23 protein-coding genes are annotated in these 21,399 nt (G+C 42.3%); 7 read left to right on the plus strand and 16 right to left on the minus strand.

The genetic code is table 11. From position 1 onward, the window contains the following. Positions 1 to 113: 113 nt before the first annotated feature. Positions 114 to 1,079 (plus strand): COX15/CtaA family protein, encoded by a 966-nt coding sequence (locus tag GFC28_RS06640; protein ID WP_044746628.1) that lies wholly within the window; start codon positions 114 to 116, stop codon positions 1,077 to 1,079. 12 nt (positions 1,080 to 1,091) lie between these two features. Here the strand turns inward: GFC28_RS06640 and pyc are convergent, their stop codons facing one another. The 3 genes from pyc to GFC28_RS06655 form a co-directional block, all read right to left on the minus strand. After that, positions 1,092 to 4,535, minus strand: a complete 3,444-nt coding sequence (gene pyc, locus GFC28_RS06645; protein ID WP_044746629.1) for a pyruvate carboxylase — start codon at positions 4,533 to 4,535, stop codon at positions 1,092 to 1,094. Between the two features lie 65 nt (positions 4,536 to 4,600). Further along, complete coding sequence (locus GFC28_RS06650) at positions 4,601 to 5,821, minus strand: FtsW/RodA/SpoVE family cell cycle protein (protein ID WP_044746630.1); 1,221 nt, start codon at positions 5,819 to 5,821, stop codon at positions 4,601 to 4,603. 128 nt (positions 5,822 to 5,949) lie between these two features. Beyond that, positions 5,950 to 6,237 carry an Fpa/YlaN family protein gene (locus tag GFC28_RS06655; RefSeq protein ID WP_044746631.1) on the minus strand — a complete coding sequence of 96 codons (288 nt, stop codon included), beginning with the start codon at positions 6,235 to 6,237 and terminating at the stop codon, positions 5,950 to 5,952. Positions 6,238 to 6,394: 157 nt separating this feature from the next. Between GFC28_RS06655 and GFC28_RS06660 the strand changes: the two genes are divergently transcribed. Continuing rightward, on the plus strand, positions 6,395 to 6,889 hold the full coding sequence (locus GFC28_RS06660) for a hypothetical protein (RefSeq protein ID WP_044746632.1): 495 nt from the start codon (positions 6,395 to 6,397) through the stop codon (positions 6,887 to 6,889). A gap of 351 nt (positions 6,890 to 7,240) precedes the next feature. Here GFC28_RS06660 and GFC28_RS06665 read toward each other — a convergent pair whose 3' ends face one another. After that, complete coding sequence (locus GFC28_RS06665) at positions 7,241 to 8,572, minus strand: PhoH family protein (RefSeq protein WP_139788082.1); 1,332 nt, start codon at positions 8,570 to 8,572, stop codon at positions 7,241 to 7,243. Between the two features lie 133 nt (positions 8,573 to 8,705). On the opposite strand from GFC28_RS06665, the gene GFC28_RS06670 reads away from it, so the two are divergent. Further along, a complete protein-coding gene (locus GFC28_RS06670) occupies positions 8,706 to 9,302 on the plus strand; it encodes a YhcN/YlaJ family sporulation lipoprotein (protein ID WP_044746767.1) in 597 nt (198 codons plus the stop codon). Between the two features lie 29 nt (positions 9,303 to 9,331). On the opposite strand, the gene GFC28_RS06675 is transcribed toward GFC28_RS06670, so the two are convergent. Continuing rightward, complete coding sequence (locus tag GFC28_RS06675) at positions 9,332 to 9,787, minus strand: pyridoxamine 5'-phosphate oxidase family protein (RefSeq protein WP_044746633.1); 456 nt, start codon at positions 9,785 to 9,787, stop codon at positions 9,332 to 9,334. 200 nt (positions 9,788 to 9,987) lie between these two features. Here GFC28_RS06675 and GFC28_RS06680 point away from each other — a divergent pair, with 200 nt between their 5' ends. Further along, the gene (locus tag GFC28_RS06680; protein WP_066401576.1) at positions 9,988 to 10,188 is read left to right on the plus strand and encodes a YlaI family protein; all 201 of its coding nucleotides are present in this window, start codon (positions 9,988 to 9,990) and stop codon (positions 10,186 to 10,188) included. Between the two features lie 244 nt (positions 10,189 to 10,432). Here GFC28_RS06680 and GFC28_RS06685 read toward each other — a convergent pair whose 3' ends face one another. Genes GFC28_RS06685 through typA form a run of 3 tightly spaced genes read right to left on the minus strand, consistent with a single transcriptional unit; the run spans position 10,433 to position 12,915 of the window. Next, complete coding sequence (locus GFC28_RS06685; protein ID WP_044746635.1) at positions 10,433 to 10,726, minus strand: hypothetical protein; 294 nt, start codon at positions 10,724 to 10,726, stop codon at positions 10,433 to 10,435. A gap of 13 nt (positions 10,727 to 10,739) precedes the next feature. Next, positions 10,740 to 11,057 (minus strand): YlaH-like family protein, encoded by a 318-nt coding sequence (locus tag GFC28_RS06690; RefSeq protein ID WP_044746636.1) that lies wholly within the window; start codon positions 11,055 to 11,057, stop codon positions 10,740 to 10,742. A 16-nt stretch (positions 11,058 to 11,073) separates the two neighbouring features. Continuing rightward, positions 11,074 to 12,915 (minus strand): translational GTPase TypA, encoded by a 1,842-nt coding sequence (typA, locus tag GFC28_RS06695; protein WP_044746637.1) that lies wholly within the window; start codon positions 12,913 to 12,915, stop codon positions 11,074 to 11,076. Positions 12,916 to 13,034: 119 nt separating this feature from the next. On the opposite strand from typA, the gene GFC28_RS06700 reads away from it, so the two are divergent. Further along, the gene (locus tag GFC28_RS06700; protein ID WP_044746638.1) at positions 13,035 to 13,220 is read left to right on the plus strand and encodes a DUF5325 family protein; all 186 of its coding nucleotides are present in this window, start codon (positions 13,035 to 13,037) and stop codon (positions 13,218 to 13,220) included. A 29-nt stretch (positions 13,221 to 13,249) separates the two neighbouring features. Here the strand turns inward: GFC28_RS06700 and GFC28_RS06705 are convergent, their stop codons facing one another. The 4 genes from GFC28_RS06705 to GFC28_RS06720 form a co-directional block, all read right to left on the minus strand. Beyond that, on the minus strand, positions 13,250 to 14,044 hold the full coding sequence (locus GFC28_RS06705; protein ID WP_044746639.1) for an inositol monophosphatase family protein: 795 nt from the start codon (positions 14,042 to 14,044) through the stop codon (positions 13,250 to 13,252). A 130-nt stretch (positions 14,045 to 14,174) separates the two neighbouring features. Beyond that, positions 14,175 to 14,363, minus strand: a complete 189-nt coding sequence (locus GFC28_RS06710) for a hypothetical protein (protein WP_044746640.1) — start codon at positions 14,361 to 14,363, stop codon at positions 14,175 to 14,177. A gap of 124 nt (positions 14,364 to 14,487) precedes the next feature. After that, positions 14,488 to 14,766: a UPF0223 family protein gene (locus tag GFC28_RS06715; protein ID WP_044746768.1), complete on the minus strand. Its 279-nt coding sequence runs from the start codon at positions 14,764 to 14,766 to the stop codon at positions 14,488 to 14,490. A gap of 20 nt (positions 14,767 to 14,786) precedes the next feature. Continuing rightward, the gene (locus GFC28_RS06720; RefSeq protein WP_044746641.1) at positions 14,787 to 15,746 is read right to left on the minus strand and encodes an NAD(P)H-dependent flavin oxidoreductase; all 960 of its coding nucleotides are present in this window, start codon (positions 15,744 to 15,746) and stop codon (positions 14,787 to 14,789) included. 476 nt (positions 15,747 to 16,222) lie between these two features. Here GFC28_RS06720 and GFC28_RS06725 point away from each other — a divergent pair, with 476 nt between their 5' ends. Then, positions 16,223 to 17,692 carry an aminotransferase class I/II-fold pyridoxal phosphate-dependent enzyme gene (locus GFC28_RS06725; protein ID WP_044746769.1) on the plus strand — a complete coding sequence of 490 codons (1,470 nt, stop codon included), beginning with the start codon at positions 16,223 to 16,225 and terminating at the stop codon, positions 17,690 to 17,692. A 259-nt stretch (positions 17,693 to 17,951) separates the two neighbouring features. Here GFC28_RS06725 and GFC28_RS06730 read toward each other — a convergent pair whose 3' ends face one another. After that, positions 17,952 to 18,074 (minus strand): GapA-binding peptide SR1P, encoded by a 123-nt coding sequence (locus GFC28_RS06730; RefSeq protein WP_044746642.1) that lies wholly within the window; start codon positions 18,072 to 18,074, stop codon positions 17,952 to 17,954. A 150-nt stretch (positions 18,075 to 18,224) separates the two neighbouring features. Next, positions 18,225 to 18,527: a DUF3055 domain-containing protein gene (locus GFC28_RS06735; protein WP_044746643.1), complete on the minus strand. Its 303-nt coding sequence runs from the start codon at positions 18,525 to 18,527 to the stop codon at positions 18,225 to 18,227. Positions 18,528 to 18,639: 112 nt separating this feature from the next. On the opposite strand from GFC28_RS06735, the gene GFC28_RS06740 reads away from it, so the two are divergent. Next, positions 18,640 to 19,059, plus strand: a complete 420-nt coding sequence (locus tag GFC28_RS06740; protein ID WP_044746644.1) for a DUF1885 family protein — start codon at positions 18,640 to 18,642, stop codon at positions 19,057 to 19,059. Positions 19,060 to 19,637: 578 nt separating this feature from the next. Here the strand turns inward: GFC28_RS06740 and GFC28_RS06745 are convergent. Both GFC28_RS06745 and lpdA read right to left on the minus strand, forming a co-directional pair. Beyond that, the gene (locus GFC28_RS06745) at positions 19,638 to 19,874 is read right to left on the minus strand and encodes a hypothetical protein (protein ID WP_044746645.1); all 237 of its coding nucleotides are present in this window, start codon (positions 19,872 to 19,874) and stop codon (positions 19,638 to 19,640) included. Positions 19,875 to 19,988: 114 nt separating this feature from the next. After that, positions 19,989 to 21,398: a dihydrolipoyl dehydrogenase gene (gene lpdA / locus GFC28_RS06750; RefSeq protein WP_044746646.1), complete on the minus strand. Its 1,410-nt coding sequence runs from the start codon at positions 21,396 to 21,398 to the stop codon at positions 19,989 to 19,991. Position 21,399 lies beyond the last annotated feature (1 nt).

The raw sequence follows: 21,399 nt of genomic DNA on the forward strand, positions 1-21,399 counted from the left end.
AATAGTGTTGCCTGTCGAGATTGCTCTTACTTATCTGCTTTGTGTAGATAAGCATATGCTTTACTAGATTATTGACAAAATCAATATTTTCTAATACAAGTGGGTGAAGAATTTTGCAACGCACTTTAAAATGGTTTGCTACGGCAACAACGATTGCCATGCTATTTGTATTAATCGGGGGGGCATTAGTTACAAAAACAGAATCCGGAATGGGCTGCGGGCGTTCTTGGCCCCTCTGCAACGGCCAACTCATTCCATCGACGATTACTCCGGAGCTAGTCATTGAGCTCAGTCACCGACTAGTGTCTGGTCTTGCCGGGGTCATGGTGCTCGTTCTCTCAGTTTGGACTTGGCGAACAATCGGCCACATTCGCGAAACAAAATTTTTAGCGAGCGTTTCTTTTATCTTTCTTGTTCTTCAAGGACTCATCGGCGCGGCGGCGGTCGTATGGGGACAATCCGCTGCTGTCCTTGCCCTTCATTTCGGCATCTCGCTTATTTCGTTCGCCTCTGTTTTTCTACTTACACTGCTTATTTTTGAGGTCGATAAGAAATTTGACGCCGATTCCTTGATTATTGACCGTAAAATGAAGGTTCATATTTACGGCATTATCGTTTACTGCTATATTGTGGTTTATACAGGAGCGCTCGTACGGCATAAACAAGCAAGTTTAGCTTGCCCAAGCTGGCCGCTTTGCGCCAAAACGCGTCCGTTTCCTGTCCAGCTTCACGAATGGATTCAAATGGGACACCGTTTTGCCGCTGGTTTGATTATTATTTGGATTTTGTTCGCTACGATTCGCGCGATTAGATACCACAAACATCAGCGTGTGGTTTACTGGGGATGGATCGCATCTTTCGTTCTTGTCCTGCTGCAAATGATCACCGGTGCCCTGGTTATTTTTACACAATTAAATTTATACATTGCGCTCGCTCACGCATTTTTTATTTCCTGCTTGTTCGGTGTCCTTAGCTACTTATTGCTTCTGGCAACAAGAAGCAACCGAAACGAGCAACAGCTATCCTTGCATAAGCAATCTGTCATTGGCATAAAAAAACCAGGCGCTAGAACCTCCTAGCGCCTGGTTTTTTTATTTAGTTAATTCAATTAATAAATCTCCTGCCTGAATCGCATCTCCATTTTTTACATAAATATCTTTCACTGTTCCTGAGAATGGTGCTTGTACAGTTGTTTCCATTTTCATTGCCTCTGTTATCATTAAATGATCGCCTTTATTTACCTTTTCGCCTTGCTCCACAAGCACTTTTACAACCGTACCAGGCATTGTCGCTGCAATATGGTTTGGATTGCCTTTATCTGCTTTAATCCGTTCCGCAACGGCAGCTTTGATACTCTCATCGCGTATGACAACCTCGCGCGGCTGACCGTTTAATTCGAAATAAACGATGCGTGTGCCATCCGCCTGCGGCTGTCCGATCGATACAAGCTTCACAATGAGCGTTTTTCCTTTTTCAATTTCCACTTCAATTTCTTCGCCAAGTCTCATTCCGTAAAGGAAGGTTGGCGTATCAAGAACGGAAATATCGCCAAATTTATCAACCGTCTGTGTATACTCTACGAATACTTTTGGATAAAGTGCATAAGCAATCGCATCAAAATCAGTTACTTGTCTTCCTAACATATGGAATAGCTCTTGCTTCATTTTTTCAAAATCCACTGGTTCAAGCAATTCGCCCGGTCTGACAGTAATCGGTTCGCGCCCTTTTAAAATAATGCGTTGTAGCTCTTTTGGAAAGCCACCTGGCATTTGTCCCAAATATCCTTCAAATAACTCAACGACAGAATCAGGAAAATCGAGCATTTCCCCGCGCTCGTAAATATCTTTTTCCGTCAAGTGGTTTTGCACCATATAAAGCGCCATATCTCCTACCACTTTAGAAGAAGGAGTCACTTTCACGATATCGCCAAACAGGTCATTTACACGACGGTACATCTCTTTTACTTCATCCCAACGATCGCCAAGTCCCACCGCTTTCGCTTGCTGCTGCAGATTGCTATATTGACCGCCAGGCATTTCATGTCTGTATACTTCTGTATGCGGAGCGTTCATGCCGCTTTCAAACTCTTGATAAAAGCTGCGCACATCCTCCCAGTAGCGGGATAAGTGCTCCAAGCCTTCAATGTTAACCTCTGGAGCGCGCTCTGTTCCTTCCAGCGCATAATATAGCGTATTCGCGCTCGGCTGCGATGTTAATCCTGCCATTGAGCTAACGGCTACATCGACGATATCAACTCCTGCCTCGATGGCTCTCGCATACATATAAATGCCATTGCCGCTCGTATCATGTGTATGAAGATGGATCGGAATATGAACCGTTTCTTTTAAAGCGGAAATGAGGGCATAAGCAGCTTGCGGTTTTAAAAGCCCCGCCATATCTTTAATCGCCAAAATATGAGCTCCTGCCTGTTCAAGTTCTTTTGCTAGCTCTTTATAATACCCAAGACTATATTTTGGTCGATTCGGATCAAAAATATCTCCGGTATAACAAATGGCAGCCTCAGCGATTTTCCCTGTTTGTCTAACGGCATCAATCGCCACAGTCATTCCTTTGACCCAGTTTAAGCTGTCGAAAATGCGAAAAACATCAATTCCTGCTTGTGCTGATTTTTCAACAAACTCGCGAATGACATTATCCGGATAGTTTTTATAGCCAACTGCATTCGCTGAGCGCAACAGCATTTGAAACAATATGTTCGGAATTCGCTCGCGCAGCTTTAATAGGCGATCCCAAGGATCCTCTTTTAAGAAGCGGTAGGCAACATCAAACGTTGCTCCTCCCCACATTTCAAGCGAAAATAAATGAGGCAATAGATGCGCAGTCGGTTCAGCAATATGGAGTAAATCCGTAGTCCGCACGCGTGTAGCAAGCAACGATTGATGAGCGTCACGGAATGTCGTATCTGTGAGCAGCACTTGATTTTGCTCTTTAATCCAACTGACAAGTCCCTCTGCGCCTCTCTCATCTAAAATTTGCTTTGTGCCATGAGCAAGCGGCTGTAACGGATCAATTTTTGGAATTCGTGGCTTTTCAAAAACCGGTTTCTTTTTCTTTCCAATTCCAGGAAAACCATTCACCGTTACATTTCCGATATAGGTGAGCATTTTGGTTCCCCTGTCTTTTCTTTTCGGGAAGACAAAGAGCTCTGGCGTCGTATCAATAAACGATGTATCGTACTCTCCAGATAAAAACTTTGGATGTTGTACAACGTTTTCCAAGAAAGGGATATTGGTTTTTATTCCGCGAATGCGGAATTCGCGCAAGTTGCGCAACATCTTTCTGGCTGCTTGCTCGAAAGTCAGCGCCCATGTTGATAATTTCACAAGCAAAGAGTCATAATACGGCGTAATGACTGCGCCTTGGAATCCGTTTCCGGCATCCAACCGCACGCCAAAGCCACCGCCTGAACGGTAGGCCATAATTTTTCCCGTATCAGGCATGAAGTTGTTTAGTGGATCCTCCGTCGTCACCCGTGATTGAATGGCATAGCCGTTAATTTGAATATCCTCTTGCTGAGGGATACCGATTTGTTCACTGTGCAATGAATGGCCTTCCGCAATTAAAATTTGCGACTGGACAATATCGACTCCCGTAATCATCTCCGTAATCGTGTGCTCTACCTGAACACGCGGATTTACTTCGATAAAATAAAATTGGTCTCCTGCAACAAGAAATTCGACTGTTCCCGCATTGACATACGCAACATTTTTCATTAGTTTGACCGCCGCTTCACAAATACGTTGGCGAAGCTCGGCCGATAACGAGACGCTCGGAGCGATTTCAACAACCTTTTGATGACGGCGCTGTACCGAACAATCCCTGTCATACAGATGCACAATATTTCCATCGTAGTCCCCTAAAATTTGGACTTCGATATGCTTCGGATTTTCAATTAGCTTCTCAACATATACCTCATCGCTACCAAATGCTGCTTTTGCTTCTGATTTTGCACGTTCATAAGCTTCTTTCACCTCTGCTTTTGAACGCACAATCCGCATGCCGCGGCCGCCTCCGCCCAAAGCAGCTTTAATAATGATTGGGTAGCCATGCTGCTCGCCAAAGCGAACCACTTCTTCCAAGCTATGTACGGGACCATCGCTTCCAGGAATGACCGGAATACCGGCTAATTCTGCTTGACGGCGGGCTTTTACTTTATCACCGAACATATCTAAATGTTCTTCATTCGGTCCAATAAAAACGATTCCTTCCTCTTTGCATCGTTTGGCAAACTGAATGTTTTCCGAAAGGAATCCGTATCCCGGATGAATCGCATCGACATCATGTGCCTTCGCAATTTCAATAATTCCTTCGATATCCAAATAGGCTTCGATCGGCTTTTTGCCTTCTCCAACTAAATAGGCCTCATCTGCTTTATAGCGGTGATAAGAGCCGGCATCCTCTTTTGAGTAAATCGCAACGGTTCGAATGCCTAGCTCATTGCAGGCGCGAAAAACACGAATCGCGATTTCGCCGCGGTTTGCTACTAATACTTTCTGAATTCGACGTGTACTCATTTTTTTGTTCCTCTCCTCCTTTCTAATAAAACTATAACGGTTTTGCAAATTTGTAAATATGCTTTCTAAAAAGTCAGACCTCTTTTTAACGGTTTTTTTGCATGATCAACGTGTTGTCCTTTATGTTTATACTTCGCTTCATATTTAACAAACATCGAAATATTGACCATAATCCCAAGCGATGTCATAAAAAGAATGAGCGCAGACCCTCCGTAGCTTACTAAAGGCAAAGGGACACCTGTGATCGGAATCAAACCTGTTACACCTCCAACATTGATGAACGTTTGAATTCCAATCATCGAAGAAATACCAATAGCAAGCAAGCTGCCAAACGCATCATTGCATTTTCTGGCAATCATGAATCCCTTTAGAACAATAAAAGCTAGCAGCAGCAGAACAAAAGCCACCCCAAATAAACCTAATTCCTCCGCGATCACTGCGATAATAAAATCGGTATGTGACTCAGGCAAATACCCATACTTCTGAATACTTTGCCCTAATCCCAGCCCTTTTAATCCGCCAAGGCCAATCGCCAAATATGAATTCACCAATTGAAATCCCTCATCGTCTGCATACTTAAATGGATTAACAAAGCTATAAAGCCGCGACAACCGTTCTGGAGAAAAAATTTCATCCCAAATAAACGGAAGCGAAACAGGAGCGATCACCGCTGCCACCATCATAAAAAACAGCAGCTGCTTCCACAGCAAACGAAAGCTTAAGCCCGACGATAAAATCACACAAGAAGCAATCAGCAACACAATCATGGCTGTTCCAAAATCGGGCTGAATGGCAATAAGAAAGCAGATCCATAGTGTATAATAAATTGGAAATAACTGTCCTTTAACCGGTTCCGCCAGCTTTTTTTGCTTATTGGCAAATACTGCTGCCAAATAAATAAGCAAGCTTAACTTGACAAGCTCAGCAGGCTGAATGCTAAAGAATCCGAGTTTAAACCAGCTTGTGGCATTATTGGCCGTATGGCCGAGAAATGCCACAGCAATTAAAAGGATCGGAGAAGCAAAAAAAATCCCTTGAATGACTTTTTTCCCCATCCATACCTTATAAGGAACAAGCATCGTGATTAAAAAACAAATTCCTGAGGCAGCCAACCACATTTTTTGCTTTTGAAAAAAGTAATCGCTTGCCACTCCATAACGTGTAACCGCTGCGACCATACTTGAGCTGTATACCATAACCAATCCAAATATCGCCAGCATCCAAACAGCAATGATCAGCGGATAATCATATGATTTAACAATATTCTTAAAGAGTTGTTTATTCATCTTTCCTCTTCCCTACCAAATGTTATACTATACTAAGAAACATTCGTAATAAGATTGCGTTTTCCTTCCAAAAACGCAAAAACTCAAACGATTGCCGCAAATTCAACCGTTTGAGTTCATGTTTATCATTATCGTACGCGTTTTTTTGTAGAAGCTTCATGAAGCATTGAAAGCTCCCGTTCCAATGTATCAAGAATCGCTTTTCCATCCTTTGCATCGACCAGCCCCAACCGAATCGCAAAATCAATTTCACGCGATAAACCAAACATTTGCGTGTCAAGTACTTCTTCGTAAAGAGGGCACTGGGGCATTGTCAAGTTATCCATTTGCACTTGAATGAGCTTAACAATCTTATCCGCGTCTGTTTTAAGAAGCGCGTACGCTTTTTCACGATAATTAATCGTATCGTCCGTCACATCGATCCCTCCGTTCTCCCCTAATCCTTCTATAAATCTTAACGTGAATCGAAAAATTTTGCAAGATGAAAGACTTGTCACAAATGATCGGACATGACAAAATATTCATTTATCATTATACTAAAAACAGTACAAGATGAAAGAGGAGAGAGCAGCTATGGATCGTATTATTCCAATTAAAGGTAAGGTTAAGTTTTCCATAACCTTGGATCCCGGTGTATGGATTTTTGATGACCGCAAAGTGGACTTGCATACTTACTTTTCAGGACAGACAGAAAAAGCCGAAAAAGAGGATGAAATTCAAAAAATATCGGCATACTGGGACCGAGAAATTCAAGAAGGCGCATATTTTCCGCCAACCCTAAAAACAGAAAAGAAATTTGTCAAAGAAAAGATCATTACTGGAACATTCGGAATGCCGCTCGCTCCATTTTTAAGCAATGCCGAAGTGCTAGATGATGCAACAGAGCTAATGATTGTCACCGACAACGGTGAATTCACGATTCCGCTTCAACAAGCTTACCAACTTGTTCTCGGCTTTTCGAAAGATGGAAAGCCTTTAAAAGAAGATGGGCCTGTCCACGTATATTTCGGAGACGGCTCAAACCAGAACACCCCCATCACTCATGTACGTGAGTTGATCATTCAGTGATACCGGCCATCGCAGCTGTCCGTTGCTGACGGACAGCTGCGATGGTAGACAAAGTCCATTTTGAATTTGTCTACCATCCTTTATCCAGCATAAGGACATAAGTGAATGGATTTTAGATTTGTGTTGATGCCCCAGTAAAAACGAAGGGATATCACTCGCTGCTTCCTAGCTTTTCTGCCGAAGCCGGCAAGCCCTTTATGAACAACGAACGCTTTGCGGGCCTTTCCGTTGCCTGCTGGCGTTCCTGTTCGGGAGAAGAGGCAGAAAAAGCTGGGGATTGAACTAGGACAATCAGTAGTTTTTAGTCAAACAATGAATAAGCAGCACTTGTGATTTTATGAAGTATTTATATCATAGTAAATCAGCGGCCAGCTGCGCTAATCCAGAACGTTCCCCTTTGATTAAGCGAACATGACCAGCAATCTTTTGCTCTTTAAATTTTTCCACGACATATGTTAACCCATTGTTGTATTCATCTAAATATGGATGGTCAATTTGCTCTGGATCGCCCATTAAAATAATTTTGCTTTTTTCACCAACGCGCGTAAGGATTGTTTTCACCTCGTGCTTTGTTAGATTTTGCGCTTCATCAATAATAATAAACTGTTCAGGCAAACTGCGGCCGCGTATATACGTGAGTGCTTCCACTTCAATGGAGCTCATGCCGGCTAAAATCGCATCAAGCTCTCCAGGCTTTTTTGTGTTAAATAAATATTCAAGGTTATCAAAAATCGGCTGCATCCACGGCCTCAATTTTTCTTGCTTTTCTCCCGGCAAAAATCCGATATCCTTGCCAACCGGAACAATTGGTCTTGCTACAAGCAGTTTCTTATATGTTCCCAAATCTTCTGTCTGCATCAATCCGGCTGCTAATGCAAGGAGCGTTTTTCCTGTTCCAGCCTTGCCAATAAGAGTGACAAGCGAAACATCCTTGCGCATGAGCAGTTCAAATGCCATCGTTTGCTGAACATTGCGCGGACGAATCCCCCACACATGATCATAATGGAAAAGCAGCTTCTTCACTTTTTTTCCGGAGTGATCAACAATGCCAATAGCCGATGCTGAGCTGCCAAGCGCATCTTTAATAATAATAAACTGGTTTGGATAAAATGGATGGTTGGCGATTTCCGAAAGAACAATTTCGCCCTTTTCATAAAATCGTTTTAAATGGTCCATGCTGATATACAGTTCAAGAAAGCCTGTATAAATGTGATCGATATCAACCACACGATCGCTTAAAAAATCCTCTGCCTGCAATCCAATGGCATCCGCTTTCACGCGAACAAGCGCATCTTTACTTACTAAAATCACTAAACGCCCATTTTCTTTTGTTTGCTCTTCAAGAGATAAATTTTTCGCAACCGCTAAAATACGATTATCATTCGTTTTTTCAACGAAGATTTCTTGCAATTGATGAAAGGAGCGATGATTCAATTCAATACGCAGCACTCCTCCATTATCAAGTAAAATTTTTTCATGCAGCTTTCCATTTTCTCGCAAGCGGTCAATCAGTTTCGATACTTGCCGCGCATTTCTCCCAACCTCATCCATATATCGCTTTTTTGAATCCACTTCTTCTAACACAACAGCAGGAATGACCACTTCATTGTCTTCAAATGAAAAAATGGAGTAAGGATCTTGCAAAAGTACGTTAGTATCAAGTACATATATTTTATTCCCCAAATTTCCACGCCCCCATTTCATGATATTGGTTAAATTTTTTTGGACGGGATTGATGTTATATAGTATGAGCCAATGTATAAAGATAGAAGGTGATTCACAAAATAAAGTTAAAAACATTAGAGGTGCTTAAATGATGAATGCTCGCTCTTTTTTCAGCGTTATCCTTCCTTTTTTTGTTCTGATGGGATGCAGCATGAGTAATGACAAACAAGAAATACCAAATCGCTCCTTTGTTCATGTGAAAAATACAACGAATGAAAAGATTGAAAATAAATCCGGTCAGCAAATTGCCCATCATTTAGCCGATTTAGCAGACCGCGTTCCGAATGTGAATGATGCAACAGCTCTTATCGTCGGAAAATATGCGATTGTAGGGATCGACATTAATGACAATATGGATACTTCACGCGTCGGTACAATTAAGTATTCGGTGGCTGAAGCTTTGCAAAAAGATCCTTACGGAGCCAATTCGATTATTATTGCTGATCCCGATTTATATGCACGATTAAAAAATATCGTCCGCCAAGTCGACGATGGCCGGCCTGTACAAGCTTTTATGAACGAAATTGCTGCTATTGTAGGTCGGGTAATGCCAGAAATTCCAAGCGATTTATTGCAAACGAAAAATCCTTCACCGACTAATACAAATGACTCCGAGTTAAACAAGCAGGAGGAAAAACAGCTCAATCAGCGTCAGGATAAGCAATCGAACCATTACTTAAACAAATAGAGCCTAGCCGAAATTGGCTAAGCTCTTTTTTATGCATTCCGTAGCGCTGTCATCACTTGATTATCCAACTTGGCAGCCGCCTGCGCATCATAGGTTTTTTCATACTTCGGCTCCACCGAGATTTTTGAGCCATAAAACATAACATCGCGCACTTCCACAATATCCAACTCCACTAACGCAAGCTTCAGAGGCACTCCTTCCATTTTCTCGGCTTTAATGCTCGCTCGGCCGCTGATGGCATAAGTCGATTCATTCGCGATAACATTTACAACAACAAGAGGATTTTTCTGGATATTTTTCACAATCCGTGAACGATTATCAACAGCAAAATAAAGGCGCTCTTCGTCCGGCGCGAAAATCCAAGAAATTGAACTCACATTCGGGCCTCCTGTTTCGTGATCGATTGTCGCAAGCGTGACAAATCGTTCCTTTTGCAGTGCTTGAAACAGCGGTTCAATTAGCTTTTTCTCTACTGCATTTGCCATGAAAAATTCCTCCCAAATGTTCATTATGTTTTAATCATACCCATTTTCTCCAAAAAGGAAAAGAGAAATGATATAATGAAAATAAAAGCGCGAAGATAAGCATCGGAATATGGCTTGGATTAAAGCCTCTCTGTTGCGCAACTGCGTTCCCTACCGATGATATGCAAATAAAAGACTGACTTGAACTAACGAGGTGGATGATGAGAGTTAAATGTGTTCTCTGTGAGCAAATGGATACCATTGATGATGAATCCCTGCTTGCCAAACGGCTGCGCAACCGTCCAATTCATACATATATGTGCGAACAATGCCACGAACGGATTGCGGAAAAAACAAAAGCGCGGCTTGCCACAGGAAAATTCCGCATCTATCGTTCATCAGAATCACATGATGAATGGTAAAAAGCACCGGATGCCGGTGCTTTTTTGTTATTTCGCTAAAACAAAAGTTCATGATCGCCTCGCCCTCGACCGTCAAGAAATGCGGATTCTACTTTTGAATGGGCTATATCCAATATGCGCATACGTTGAAGCAGGCTAAAAATGCGGGAAGCATGGCTTACGGCGAAAACCGATCTGTATTTCTATGGCAAACAAATGACGGACGATCCGCTTCCTCTATTCGGATCATATAAAGCGTCAGTTCTCATCTATCCTTAGGATAGTTCGTATATTTTTCGGGCTCGCTTTGAATTTGCTTAAGCATCCCTTCAATGAATTCGACCGGAAACCGTGTGGCTTGCTCTTTTCCACCTTTTTGGTAACTCACAATGTACATTTCTTCTTCTTTTACAAAAGCTACCTTTTCGATTTGAAAGTCAATCTTTAATATATTTTTAAAAAGTTGTGCCGTGTCTTGTGCAGCATGATCTTCAGGCCGGGCATCCGCCACCACTTGAATCGTCAACCAATTGTACAGGGCATCTTGTAATGATTTCATGATTTTACCGCTCCTACTCACCGGCATTCATTTTTTGCTGCTGCGACTGACGCAAGCGAATCTTATAAATAATCAATACAATGGCCGCTATCACCAGTCCTTCAGCAATCGGCAAAAAGACAGCGAAAAATGTTAAAATCGTACAGCCGAGCGCAAGCAGAACATAAATAATGATGTTTTTTAACAAAGGAAGCTGTTTAGCAAAACCAAGACGATAAACAATAGCCGATAAAATAAAAACCGTGATATAAAGAAGCCACATTCCCCGTTCGGGATTGTCATGCACCTGATATAATGAAGCAAAAAAGGAAAGCCGCTCCATCACATTCATCCTTCTCCCCCCCTTTTTATCTTGCTTGCTCGGCTGCTTTCTTTTTCTTGGCCAGCTTCTCCCGTTCGTTTTTATCTAAAATTTTCTTCCGTAAACGAATGGATTTTGGCGTTATTTCACAATATTCATCATCATTTAAGTATTCGAGTGCTTCTTCAAGCGTCATCAGACGCGGTTTTTTCATGGTCACCGTCTGCTCTTTCGTAGATGAACGAATGTTGGTTGCGTGCTTTACTTTGCAGATATTGACGACTAAATCATTCTCGCGCGTATGCTCGCCAACAATCATGCCTTCATACACTTCTGTTCCCGGCTCGACAAAGATCGTTCCCCGATCCTCGACCTGCATAATGCCGTACGATGTCGCTTTACCTGTCTCCATTGAAATCAGGACACCTTGTCTCCGTCCGCCGACCAATCCTTTTTGTACAGGAGCATAATGATCAAATGAGTGATTTAAAATTCCGTATCCTCGAGTTAAGGACATAAATTCGGTTCGATAGCCGATTAAACCGCGAGCCGGAACCATAAAAATCAAACGGACCTGTCCATTTTCGTTATGAATCATATCCGCCATCTCCCCTTTACGCATACCAAGCGATTCTATAATCGCTCCTGTATATTCCTCAGGGATATCAATTTGTACCCGCTCTATTGGCTCAGACAGCGTTCCATCCATTTCCTTCATAATAACCTCTGGCTTCGATACTTGCAATTCAAAGCCTTCCCGCCTCATATTTTCAATTAAAATGGATAGGTGAAGCTCTCCTCTTCCTGAGACAATCCAAGCGTCAGGAGAATCTGTATTTTCTACTCTCAGACTAACGTCTGTTTCCAATTGCATTCGAAGGCGCTCTTCAATTTTTCGGGCCGTGACGTGCTTTCCTTCTCTTCCGGCAAATGGACTATTATTGACTAAAAAAGTCATTTGTAATGTCGGCTCATCAATATGCAGTGCCGGCAACGCCTCCTGATGCTCGACAGGGCAGACCGTCTCTCCTACATTAATATCCTCCATCCCTGATACAGCAATAATATCTCCTGCTTCTGCTTCGGTGATTTCTATTCGTTTTAATCCAATAAAACCGAATAGCTTCGTCACCCGAAACGTCTTCACCGTACCATCGAGCTTCATTAAGGCCACTTGCTGCCCCATTTTAATTGAACCGCGAAACACTCGGCCAATTCCGATTCTTCCTACATAATCATTGTAATCAAGCAACGCTACTTGGAACTGCAAAGGCTCGTTCCGATTATCGATAGGAGCTGGTATGTGTTCAATAATGGTTTCAAACAATACCGACATATCCGCTTCCTGCTTGTCCGGATCAAGGCTGGCAGTTCCATTTAAAGCAGAGGCGTACACAACCGGAAAGTCCAGCTGTTCCTCCGATGCGCCAAGTTCAATGAATAAATCAATGACTTCATCAACCACTTCTTCCGGCCGAGCAAATTCACGGTCGATTTTATTGACAACAACAATCGGTGTCAGCTGCTGTTCGAGCGCCTTTTTCAACACAAAGCGAGTCTGTGGCATGCAGCCTTCATATGCATCGACAACAAGCAGAACACCGTCAACCATGCGCATAATCCGTTCGACTTCTCCGCCAAAATCCGCATGTCCCGGGGTGTCCAAAATATTAATACGTGTATCTTTATAATGAATCGCTGTATTTTTAGCCAAAATAGTAATCCCGCGTTCTCTTTCTAAATCATTACGATCCAATGCCCGTTCCTGCACCTGTTCATTGGCACGGAAGGTTCCTGACTGGCGCAATAGCTGATCCACCAACGTCGTTTTGCCGTGGTCAACATGGGCAATAATAGCAATATTTCGCAAATCTTCTCGCCGTTTCACCTTTTTCACTCCTATGTGTAAATTGCTCGTTTATTATATCATAAAGATCATAGAAAAGCGGAATATTTTCGTGTAGACTAAATAAAGAAGAGAAAAGATAATGAAGAAGGGAGATTTTCATGAAATCATTTCAGCCGATCTTTTTGCTGTTTGCAATCTTAGCAGCTTCCTCCATTATGGCTATTGGCATTTTTATCGCTGAACAAAGCGTGATCGGTATCATTATTTCATTCCTTATCTTTATCATCATCATGGGGACTGGAATTGCTGTGAAAAAACGAAAGCGGCAAAAGGGAACATTATAAACCGGGACAAACAACAGCTTGTCCCGGTTTCATTTCCGGATGTATTGCTGCAAAATCTCACGATGGAGCCCTGGCTTCGATACAAATACAGAACTCGGACCGAGAAGATCCAGCGGTTCACCATCTATATTCGTCACAAGCCCGCCCACCTCTTTAACAATGACAAGACCGCCGGCAAAATCCCATGGCGATAGCCTCATTGTCAAATAGGCATCAAGACGCCCCGCAGCAATATATGCCATTTCTAACGCAGCGGAACCATATGAGCGCGTTCCTCTGACTTCTTGTACAAGCCGGGCCAATTGTTTCGGATCGACTTGTTTATTTTCAATAATCCAAGATGCATTTAAACAAATAATCGCTTCTGGAATGGATACAGGTTGCAACACTGGCAGCGGCTGATCGTTTAAAAAAGCGCCCTTGCCTTTTTGAGCATAATATAGCTCATCATGCACAACATCATACACATATCCAAGCATCCCTATACCATCTGCAAAAATGCCAATGGAAATCGCAAAATTGCGGCGTTGATGAATAAAGTTCATCGTTCCATCGATCGGGTCAATAATCCAAACTATGCCATCAAGCGCGGATATACAATCGCCAAATCCCTCTTCTCCCAAGACGCGATGGGAAGGAAAGGTTTGTCTGATTCGTTCAATAAAAAATTGCTCAACTTCTTTGTCCACATTCGTAACTAAGTCGCTGCGGCTTGATTTCGTTTCAATCGTTAGCGTTTTCCGAAAGGCTTGATGAATGCGTTCACCTGCTTCTTTTATCCATTCCTTGGCGCACTTGTCGATATGCTCCCAATTTGTGCTCATTTTACTCCTCCTAAACAAAAAAATAGTCATAAGCTTGTATGTATGAATATAAATTAGAATAGTGCAATTTGGTATATTCAGCAAGAAAAAACGAACCGCATCGTGCGTGGTTCGCCATATGATTGTCTTTTTATAATTGAAGACGCATAAACTCTTGGCGCAGCCTCTCTAATTTTCTTTTGCATTCCTGTTTTTTTTCTTCATCATTTTCCACCATCGCCTCATAAAGAGTCGCTAATTCATAATCAAGTTCAAGGCGCAATACCGCCATTCGTCTTTCGCCATCCGACCGTTTTAATGAATTGACTGTTTTTTTCATTCACACCAGTCCCCCTTTCTTTTGCCCATTCTCGACCCAAATAACGAAATTTTCTGATAGTTGTTGTTTATATATATTTATGTCAAGAAAGGGGGCTATGCAACAAATTTGTGTATTCGTCTAATTATTTTTCATTTCCTTGAATCCAGTCGCCATTTTTGGCTTCCTTTGCTTTTTTAACCACTTGATAAGACGAATACCCGCTCGCCTTTTCAAACTCATCACAAAGCTTTTTTTCCTCGCTTTTGCTCGGGACAATTTCTTTAAATCGACGGTACAGGCTCATGAATTGTTCCCGCTCTATTCCCCGTTCGTATGCGGTTTCAATCGCTTCAAAAAATTTAATCACATCAATAACCTCTTGCGTTGTCCAATCATAAGAAAATGGGTATGAGTAATCCACGATCTTTTTCACCTCCGCTGTTAGTTTGTCCATTTGTTGCGAATTTGTTCCGCTTCCCGAATCATCCGCTCCAACAGCTCTGCCACATTCGGAACATCATGAATCAGCCCCATTACTTGTCCTGCCCACGCAAACCCCTCACTCGTTTTTCCGTCATAAATAAATCGGCGATTGGCTTCTCCGCTTATGTATGTTTTTAATTGCTCATATGTTCCGCCTTGCTGCTCAATCTGTAAAATTTTTTCCGTCCACTCATTGGCAATGGCCCGTCCAGGAGCGCCTAAGCTGCGTTTAATAACAACTGTATCACTTTCTGATCCCTTAACAAGCATTTCTTTATACAATGGATGGGCGTGGATACATTCTTGTGTCGCAATGAAGCGCGTGCCCATCTCAATCCCTTCTGCACCAAGAGCTAACGCAGCCATGAGCCCTCGGCCATCTCCAATTCCTCCTGAGGCAATCACTGGAATCGATACAGAATCGACGACTTTTGGAATCAATACAAAGGTTCCTATATCATATTTTCCTAAATGGCCGCCTCCTTCTTGCCCAACCACCATCACTGCATCAGCGCCCAATTCTTCCGCTTTGACCGCCTGCCGCACAGCCGCAACAAGCACTAGCTTTTTCACATTCACTCCCTTTAGCTGTTCGAAAAATGGAGCAGGGTTTCCGCCTGTAACCGATATAACCGGTACCTGCTCCTCAATGGCCGCCTCCAGCATGTGCGAAAATGGCCGTCCATGCTGTCCAATCGCAAAATTCACTCCAAATGGCCGATCGGTTTTTTCTTTGACTTTTTTGATCTCAGCGCGCAAAGCATCCGGAGACGGCAGAGACATCGCCGTAATCTGCCCTAAGCCTCCAGCATTAGAAACGGCAGCCGCTAGGTCAGCATAAGCCAAATACGCCAATCCTCCTTGTATAATTGGATACTGAATCCCTAGCAGTTCTGTCACTCTTGTTTTCCAACCCATCTTGTTCCCTCCTCATTTGATAAGGCTGTTCATTCATTGCAGCCAGTTCTTCTCCTTTTTCATCATAGTCCTAGCGACAAAAAGGCATTTGCGGCCCTCCTTTTAGCATGAACGCAAGCCATCACCAGCCTGTCCTGATCGCTAAAGCCTATAAATGCAAAAAGCATTTTTCATATTAAGTATACTATCTTTCTTGATAAGCTGGCGATTTTCCTGTTTATCTGTTTGTTATTTATCAATCACATGCTGAATCGATCATGCCAAGGCGTGACTGACCGTTGACTCTCTAGAGATTTTTAGACTGCATGCATATCACCCTTTACTTATATACATGAGAAAAAACGCCATGATGCAAGCGACAAAAATCCTATAGAAAAAAGGTGGCTGATTTGTCAAAAATGATTCTTTGCAAACAAATAAATAAGTGCTATAATGCATTTGTTTTATTTTTATGCAAAAAGAGGTGTGAGGAAGAATTGTCACAGTATGAAACGCCGTTATTTACCGGACTGCTAGAACATATGAAAAAAAATCCGATCCAATTTCACATTCCCGGCCATAAAAAAGGAGCAGGAATGGATCCTCAATTTCGCCATTTTATCGGCGAAAACGCATTAGCAATTGACTTAATTAATATTGGACCGTTAGATGATTTGCACCAGCCAAAAGGCATCATTAAACACGCCCAAGAATTAGCAGCTGAGGCCTTTGGTGCTGATTATACGTTTTTTTCTGTACAAGGAACAAGCGGGGCAATTATGACAATGGTGATGTCCGTAGCAGGTCCTGGTGATAAAATCATTGTTCCTCGCAATGTGCATAAATCGGTGATGTCCGCGATCGTTTTTTCTGGAGCAACTCCGATTTTCATTCATCCTGAGGTTGATAAAGAGCTTGGCATTTCGCATGGAGTTACACCAGAATCGGTAGAAAGTGCCTTAAGGCAGCATCCTGATGCAAAAGGAGTACTCGTGATAAACCCTACTTATTTTGGCATTGCTGGCGATCTGAAAAAAATTGTGGACATCGCCCACGCTTATCATGTTCCCGTTCTTGTTGATGAGGCGCATGGCGTGCATATTCATTTTCATGAAAGATTGCCGATGTCGGCCATGCAAGCGGGAGCGGATATGGCAGCAACAAGTGTCCACAAGCTCGGCGGCTCGATGACGCAAAGCTCTATTTTAAATGTCCGCGAAGGGCTTGTATCCGCTAAACGTGTTCAAGCGATTTTAAGTATGCTCACGACGACCTCTACGTCCTATTTGCTGCTCGCTTCTTTAGATGTCGCACGCAAACGCTTAGCCACAGAGGGACGAGAGCTTGCTGAAAAAGCCATTCAGCTGGCTGAAATGATCCGGGAGCAAATTAATCAAATTCCTCATTTGTACTGTGTAGGAAAAGAAATTTTAGGCACAACCGCAACATACGATTATGATCCAACCAAATTAATTATTTCTGTTAAAGAGCTTGGGCTAACCGGTTATGACGTCGAAAACTGGCTGCGCCAAATGTATAATATCGAAGTAGAGTTATCTGATTTATACAATATTCTATGTATTATCACACCTGGAGACACGGAGAAGGAAGCAGACATTTTGATAACGGCTCTTCGTCATTTATCAGAGGAGTTTCGCCATCAAGCAGATAAAGGAATCAAACCGAAAGTATTGCTGCCGGATATTCCTTCTCTCGCTTTCACGCCGCGCGACGCGTTTTATTCAGACACAGAAGTCGTACCGTTCGAAAAATCAGCTGGAAGAATTATCGCTGAATTTGTGATGGTTTATCCTCCAGGCATTCCCATTTTTATTCCTGGAGAAATTATTACAGAAGAAAATTTAGCCTACATTAAAAAGAATTTAGAAGTAGGATTACCGGTGCAAGGGCCTGAAGATGATACACTGCAGACATTGCGCGTGATTAAAGAGGTTCAATCCCTATAAAAAGTACCATCTGGTAGACAAAGTAGAGATTTACTTTGTCTACTATTTTTTTAGATCCAGCCGTTTCAATATTTTTCGATATCAAACGGTCTGAAACAACTGACAGGCAATCGATGCAGAATGAAAGCACTTGCCAACAACCTGAGAACACAAGTCGATGGATCAGCCTGTGTTTTTTATAACAAAAAAAACGCATGCTTCTCCCGTTCGCATGCGTTTTCTTTATTTTGAAACCCTTCCCCCATCTTTTGACCGTGACTTATTGGTTGTCATCTATTTTGTCATGTGTGCATTCTGCACATTTTCCATAAAGTGTTGTTACTTTTTCATCTTCAAAATGTCCAATTGTCGAATTGCACGTTTGACAAACGATTGTACCCATCCATACAACTCCTTTATGATGACTTAATGACTGACTGATTTAATAATAATATATCACATTAAAGGTGTCAATGGTTATTTTGTATGTCACATTTTTAAAAAAAGATACAAAAAAAGCAGGCATTGATGCCTGCTTTTTTTCTCTCCTGTTTTAGTAATCATACTCGGGATGCAGCGGTGCTGGTGGAATAAGATCAGAAAAGAAATCAGCCAAATCGGCAGTCTGACTTGCTGTATCAATACGAAAAATATTCTGTAAGTATTCATGATTTTCTACATCTCTTGGATCGAGGAGAGCGGAGCGTCCAGTTTGCATACAAATGACAAGCGGTTTACCAAAAAACAAGTTTGTATACACGATTCCGAAATCATAGCGTGTGTCCTTCGTGGCAAATCCCACAAATTGGACCTTCACTTGTTCGTGTTCGTCATACAACTTATCTACTAAATCCATAAACTCCCCTCCTTTTAAATATACTGAATTTTATTATAATTCAGTATATTTAAAAAATCAATAGAAAATTTTTTCTACTAATGCTAAAATGCGATTAGAGAGGTGATTATTTATGTCAACCCATGCATACATAAAGCTCGTTCCTGCTTCACGGCAAAAGACGGTAACGCTCGAAGAAGTAAAAAAGCTGCTCGATTCATATCAAGAGATGACAAAAAAGACAGGAGAACAATTAGGTTGGGAATATAAAGAAGCTGCTTTTCCGTATGAAATCGTGGAAGTGAACAACGAAAACGGCTCTTGGCTTTATTTAAAAGGAAAAAATGGACGCTACCAAGCCATTTTCATCGGTGTCGGTCAAACGCAGCCAAATGAAACAGAAGCAAGTTCCTTTATTCAAATTACCCTCCCTAACGGAGCCACTCACGGAGACAAAGGAAAGGCCAATGAATTTTGCAAATTTTTAGCCAAAAAGCTTGAAGGAGAACTCCATTTATTTAATGGACGCATCATGTATTTTTATAAACGATAAAATGATAGAGAAAATCCCATTTTAATTTTATGTACAAGGGATGTTGATTATCTAATTGACATCCCTTGATTCTTAGTGCCGTAGTGGGCAAGCGATGTGCTTGCCCACTACGCATGTTTTCTCAAATCAGAATACCAGCTGGCTCGTTCACTTGCGTTCGCTGTTTGAAGACAAAGGCAGAAAAGCCTGCGTTTAGCTAGATAATTTAGTATTTTCATCCACACTTTTATGTTTGTCTCCTATCATTTTGATCCCCCCATTCATTCCACTTCAGACTGGCTTGTCATTGCTTGATCAACAAGTTGTTCACGGGCGGACAAGCGCAGCCAGTGACGCAAAATATAAAAGCGCTTATCAATGAAACGATAGCCAAATAGCGATCGTTTTCTTTATTGATGAAACAGAGCTTCAGCCTCTCCTTTCCTCCAACGGTCCAAAAGGGGAATTCTGCTTTCGAATCAGCTGTATGTCCATCTTCTGTCGTATCTATGATCTGATTAAGAAAGCCTGTAAGTCGGCTAAAAGAACAAGGAAATCAATGGGCTTCTGTCAGAACAACCATTTATATTTACAAACGATCATGCTTCCCAGACAAGCCGCTGACAACTAAAATAAATAATCGCCGTCAGCAAGGTAATCCATATGGCTTTCTTTGTGCGCAATCCCATTTTTCTCGCCAGCAAAAAAGCAAAATACCAAAATATGCAAAGCAACAAACCCCGGAACAGCGGGCGATCGCGGCCAGACAACCATTCAATGAGTGAAAAGCTGCTCCAAATCATCATCTGCGACAAAAAAACAACATATTCTTTCATTGGACGATCCCCTTTTTTCTTTATACCATAACGATATGAAGCAAAAAGAAAAATTAGTCGCAGTCAATAGATAAAAAAAGGACATCCCTTCTGCTGGGATATCCTTTGATGCTTTTACTTAATAATATGAATCGGACTGCCAAGAACAGCTTCAGCTGTTTCCATCGCAATCTCGCCTAATGTTGGATGGGCATGAATCGTCATGGCCACATCTTCCGCCGTCATTCCCGCTTCAATAGCAAGACCAAGCTCAGCAATCATATCAGAGGCATTTGGTCCAACAATTTGCGCACCGATTACAACACCGTCTTCTTTACGCACGACAAGCTTCATAAAGCCATCCGTATCGTTTAATGCGAGCGCTCGTCCGTTTGCTGCAAATGGGAATTTAGCGGTTAGAACTTCAATTCCTTCATTCTTCGCTTGCTGTTCAAAATATCCGACAGAAGCGCACTCAGGATCTGAGAAGACAACAGCAGGAATCGCTAAATAATCGATTTCAGATGGATGTCCCGCAATCGCCTCTGCCGCAATTTTCCCTTCATAGGACGCTTTATGAGCAAGCGGCGGGCCTTGAACGATATCGCCAATCGCATAAATATTTGGAACGCTTGTGCGGCATTGTTTGTCAACCTCAATGAGCCCGCGCTCTGTCATTTTGATGCCTACTTGTTCTAGGCCAAGTTCATCCGTATTCGGACGTCTTCCAACGGTTACAAGCACATAGTCCGCATCGATTGTTTTCGTTTCACCTTTGCTTTCAAATGTAACCGTTACACCGTCTTCCCGTTCCTCAACACCTTTTGCCAACGCATTCGTAAAGATTTCTACACCTTTTTTCTTCAAGCGGCGTTTAACAATGGCGCTCATTGATTTTTCAAAACCGGATAAAATTTCATCTGCACCTTCAAGAATCGTCACTTGTGTGCCAAAGTTCGCATACGCTGTGCCTAATTCTGTTCCGATATATCCACCGCCGATGACAACCATGGATTTTGGAATTTCAGGGAGATTTAATGCCCCTGTTGAATCAAGGACGCGCTTCGAAAATTTGAATGCTGGAAGCTCAATTGGACGAGAGCCTGTCGCAATAATCGCGTTTTTGAATTTATATGTTTGTGCGCTGTTTTCTGTCATCACACGCACCGTGTTAGCATCAACAAAATAAGCCTCGCCGCGGACAATCTCAACCTTATTTCCTTTTAGAAGCCCTTCAACGCCGCCAGTTAATTTTTTTACAACGCTAGCTTTCCATTCTTGCACTTTTGTGAAGTCAACTGTGACATTCTCCGCTTTAATTCCCATGTCCTCTGAATGCTTCGCCGCTTCGTAGCGATGAGCAGCTGAAATTAAAGCCTTGGATGGGATGCATCCTACATTTAAGCAAACACCGCCCAGGTTCGCCTTTTCAACAATTGTTACCTTTTGGCCCAATTGAGCTGCGCGAATGGCAGCAACATATCCACCAGGCCCTGCGCCAACGACAAGAGTTTCTGTTTCGATTGCAAAATCACCGACTACCATT

Source organism: Anoxybacillus sp. B2M1 (assembly GCF_001634265.1).
GTDB classification, from domain to species: domain Bacteria; phylum Bacillota; class Bacilli; order Bacillales; family Anoxybacillaceae; genus Anoxybacteroides; species Anoxybacteroides rupiense.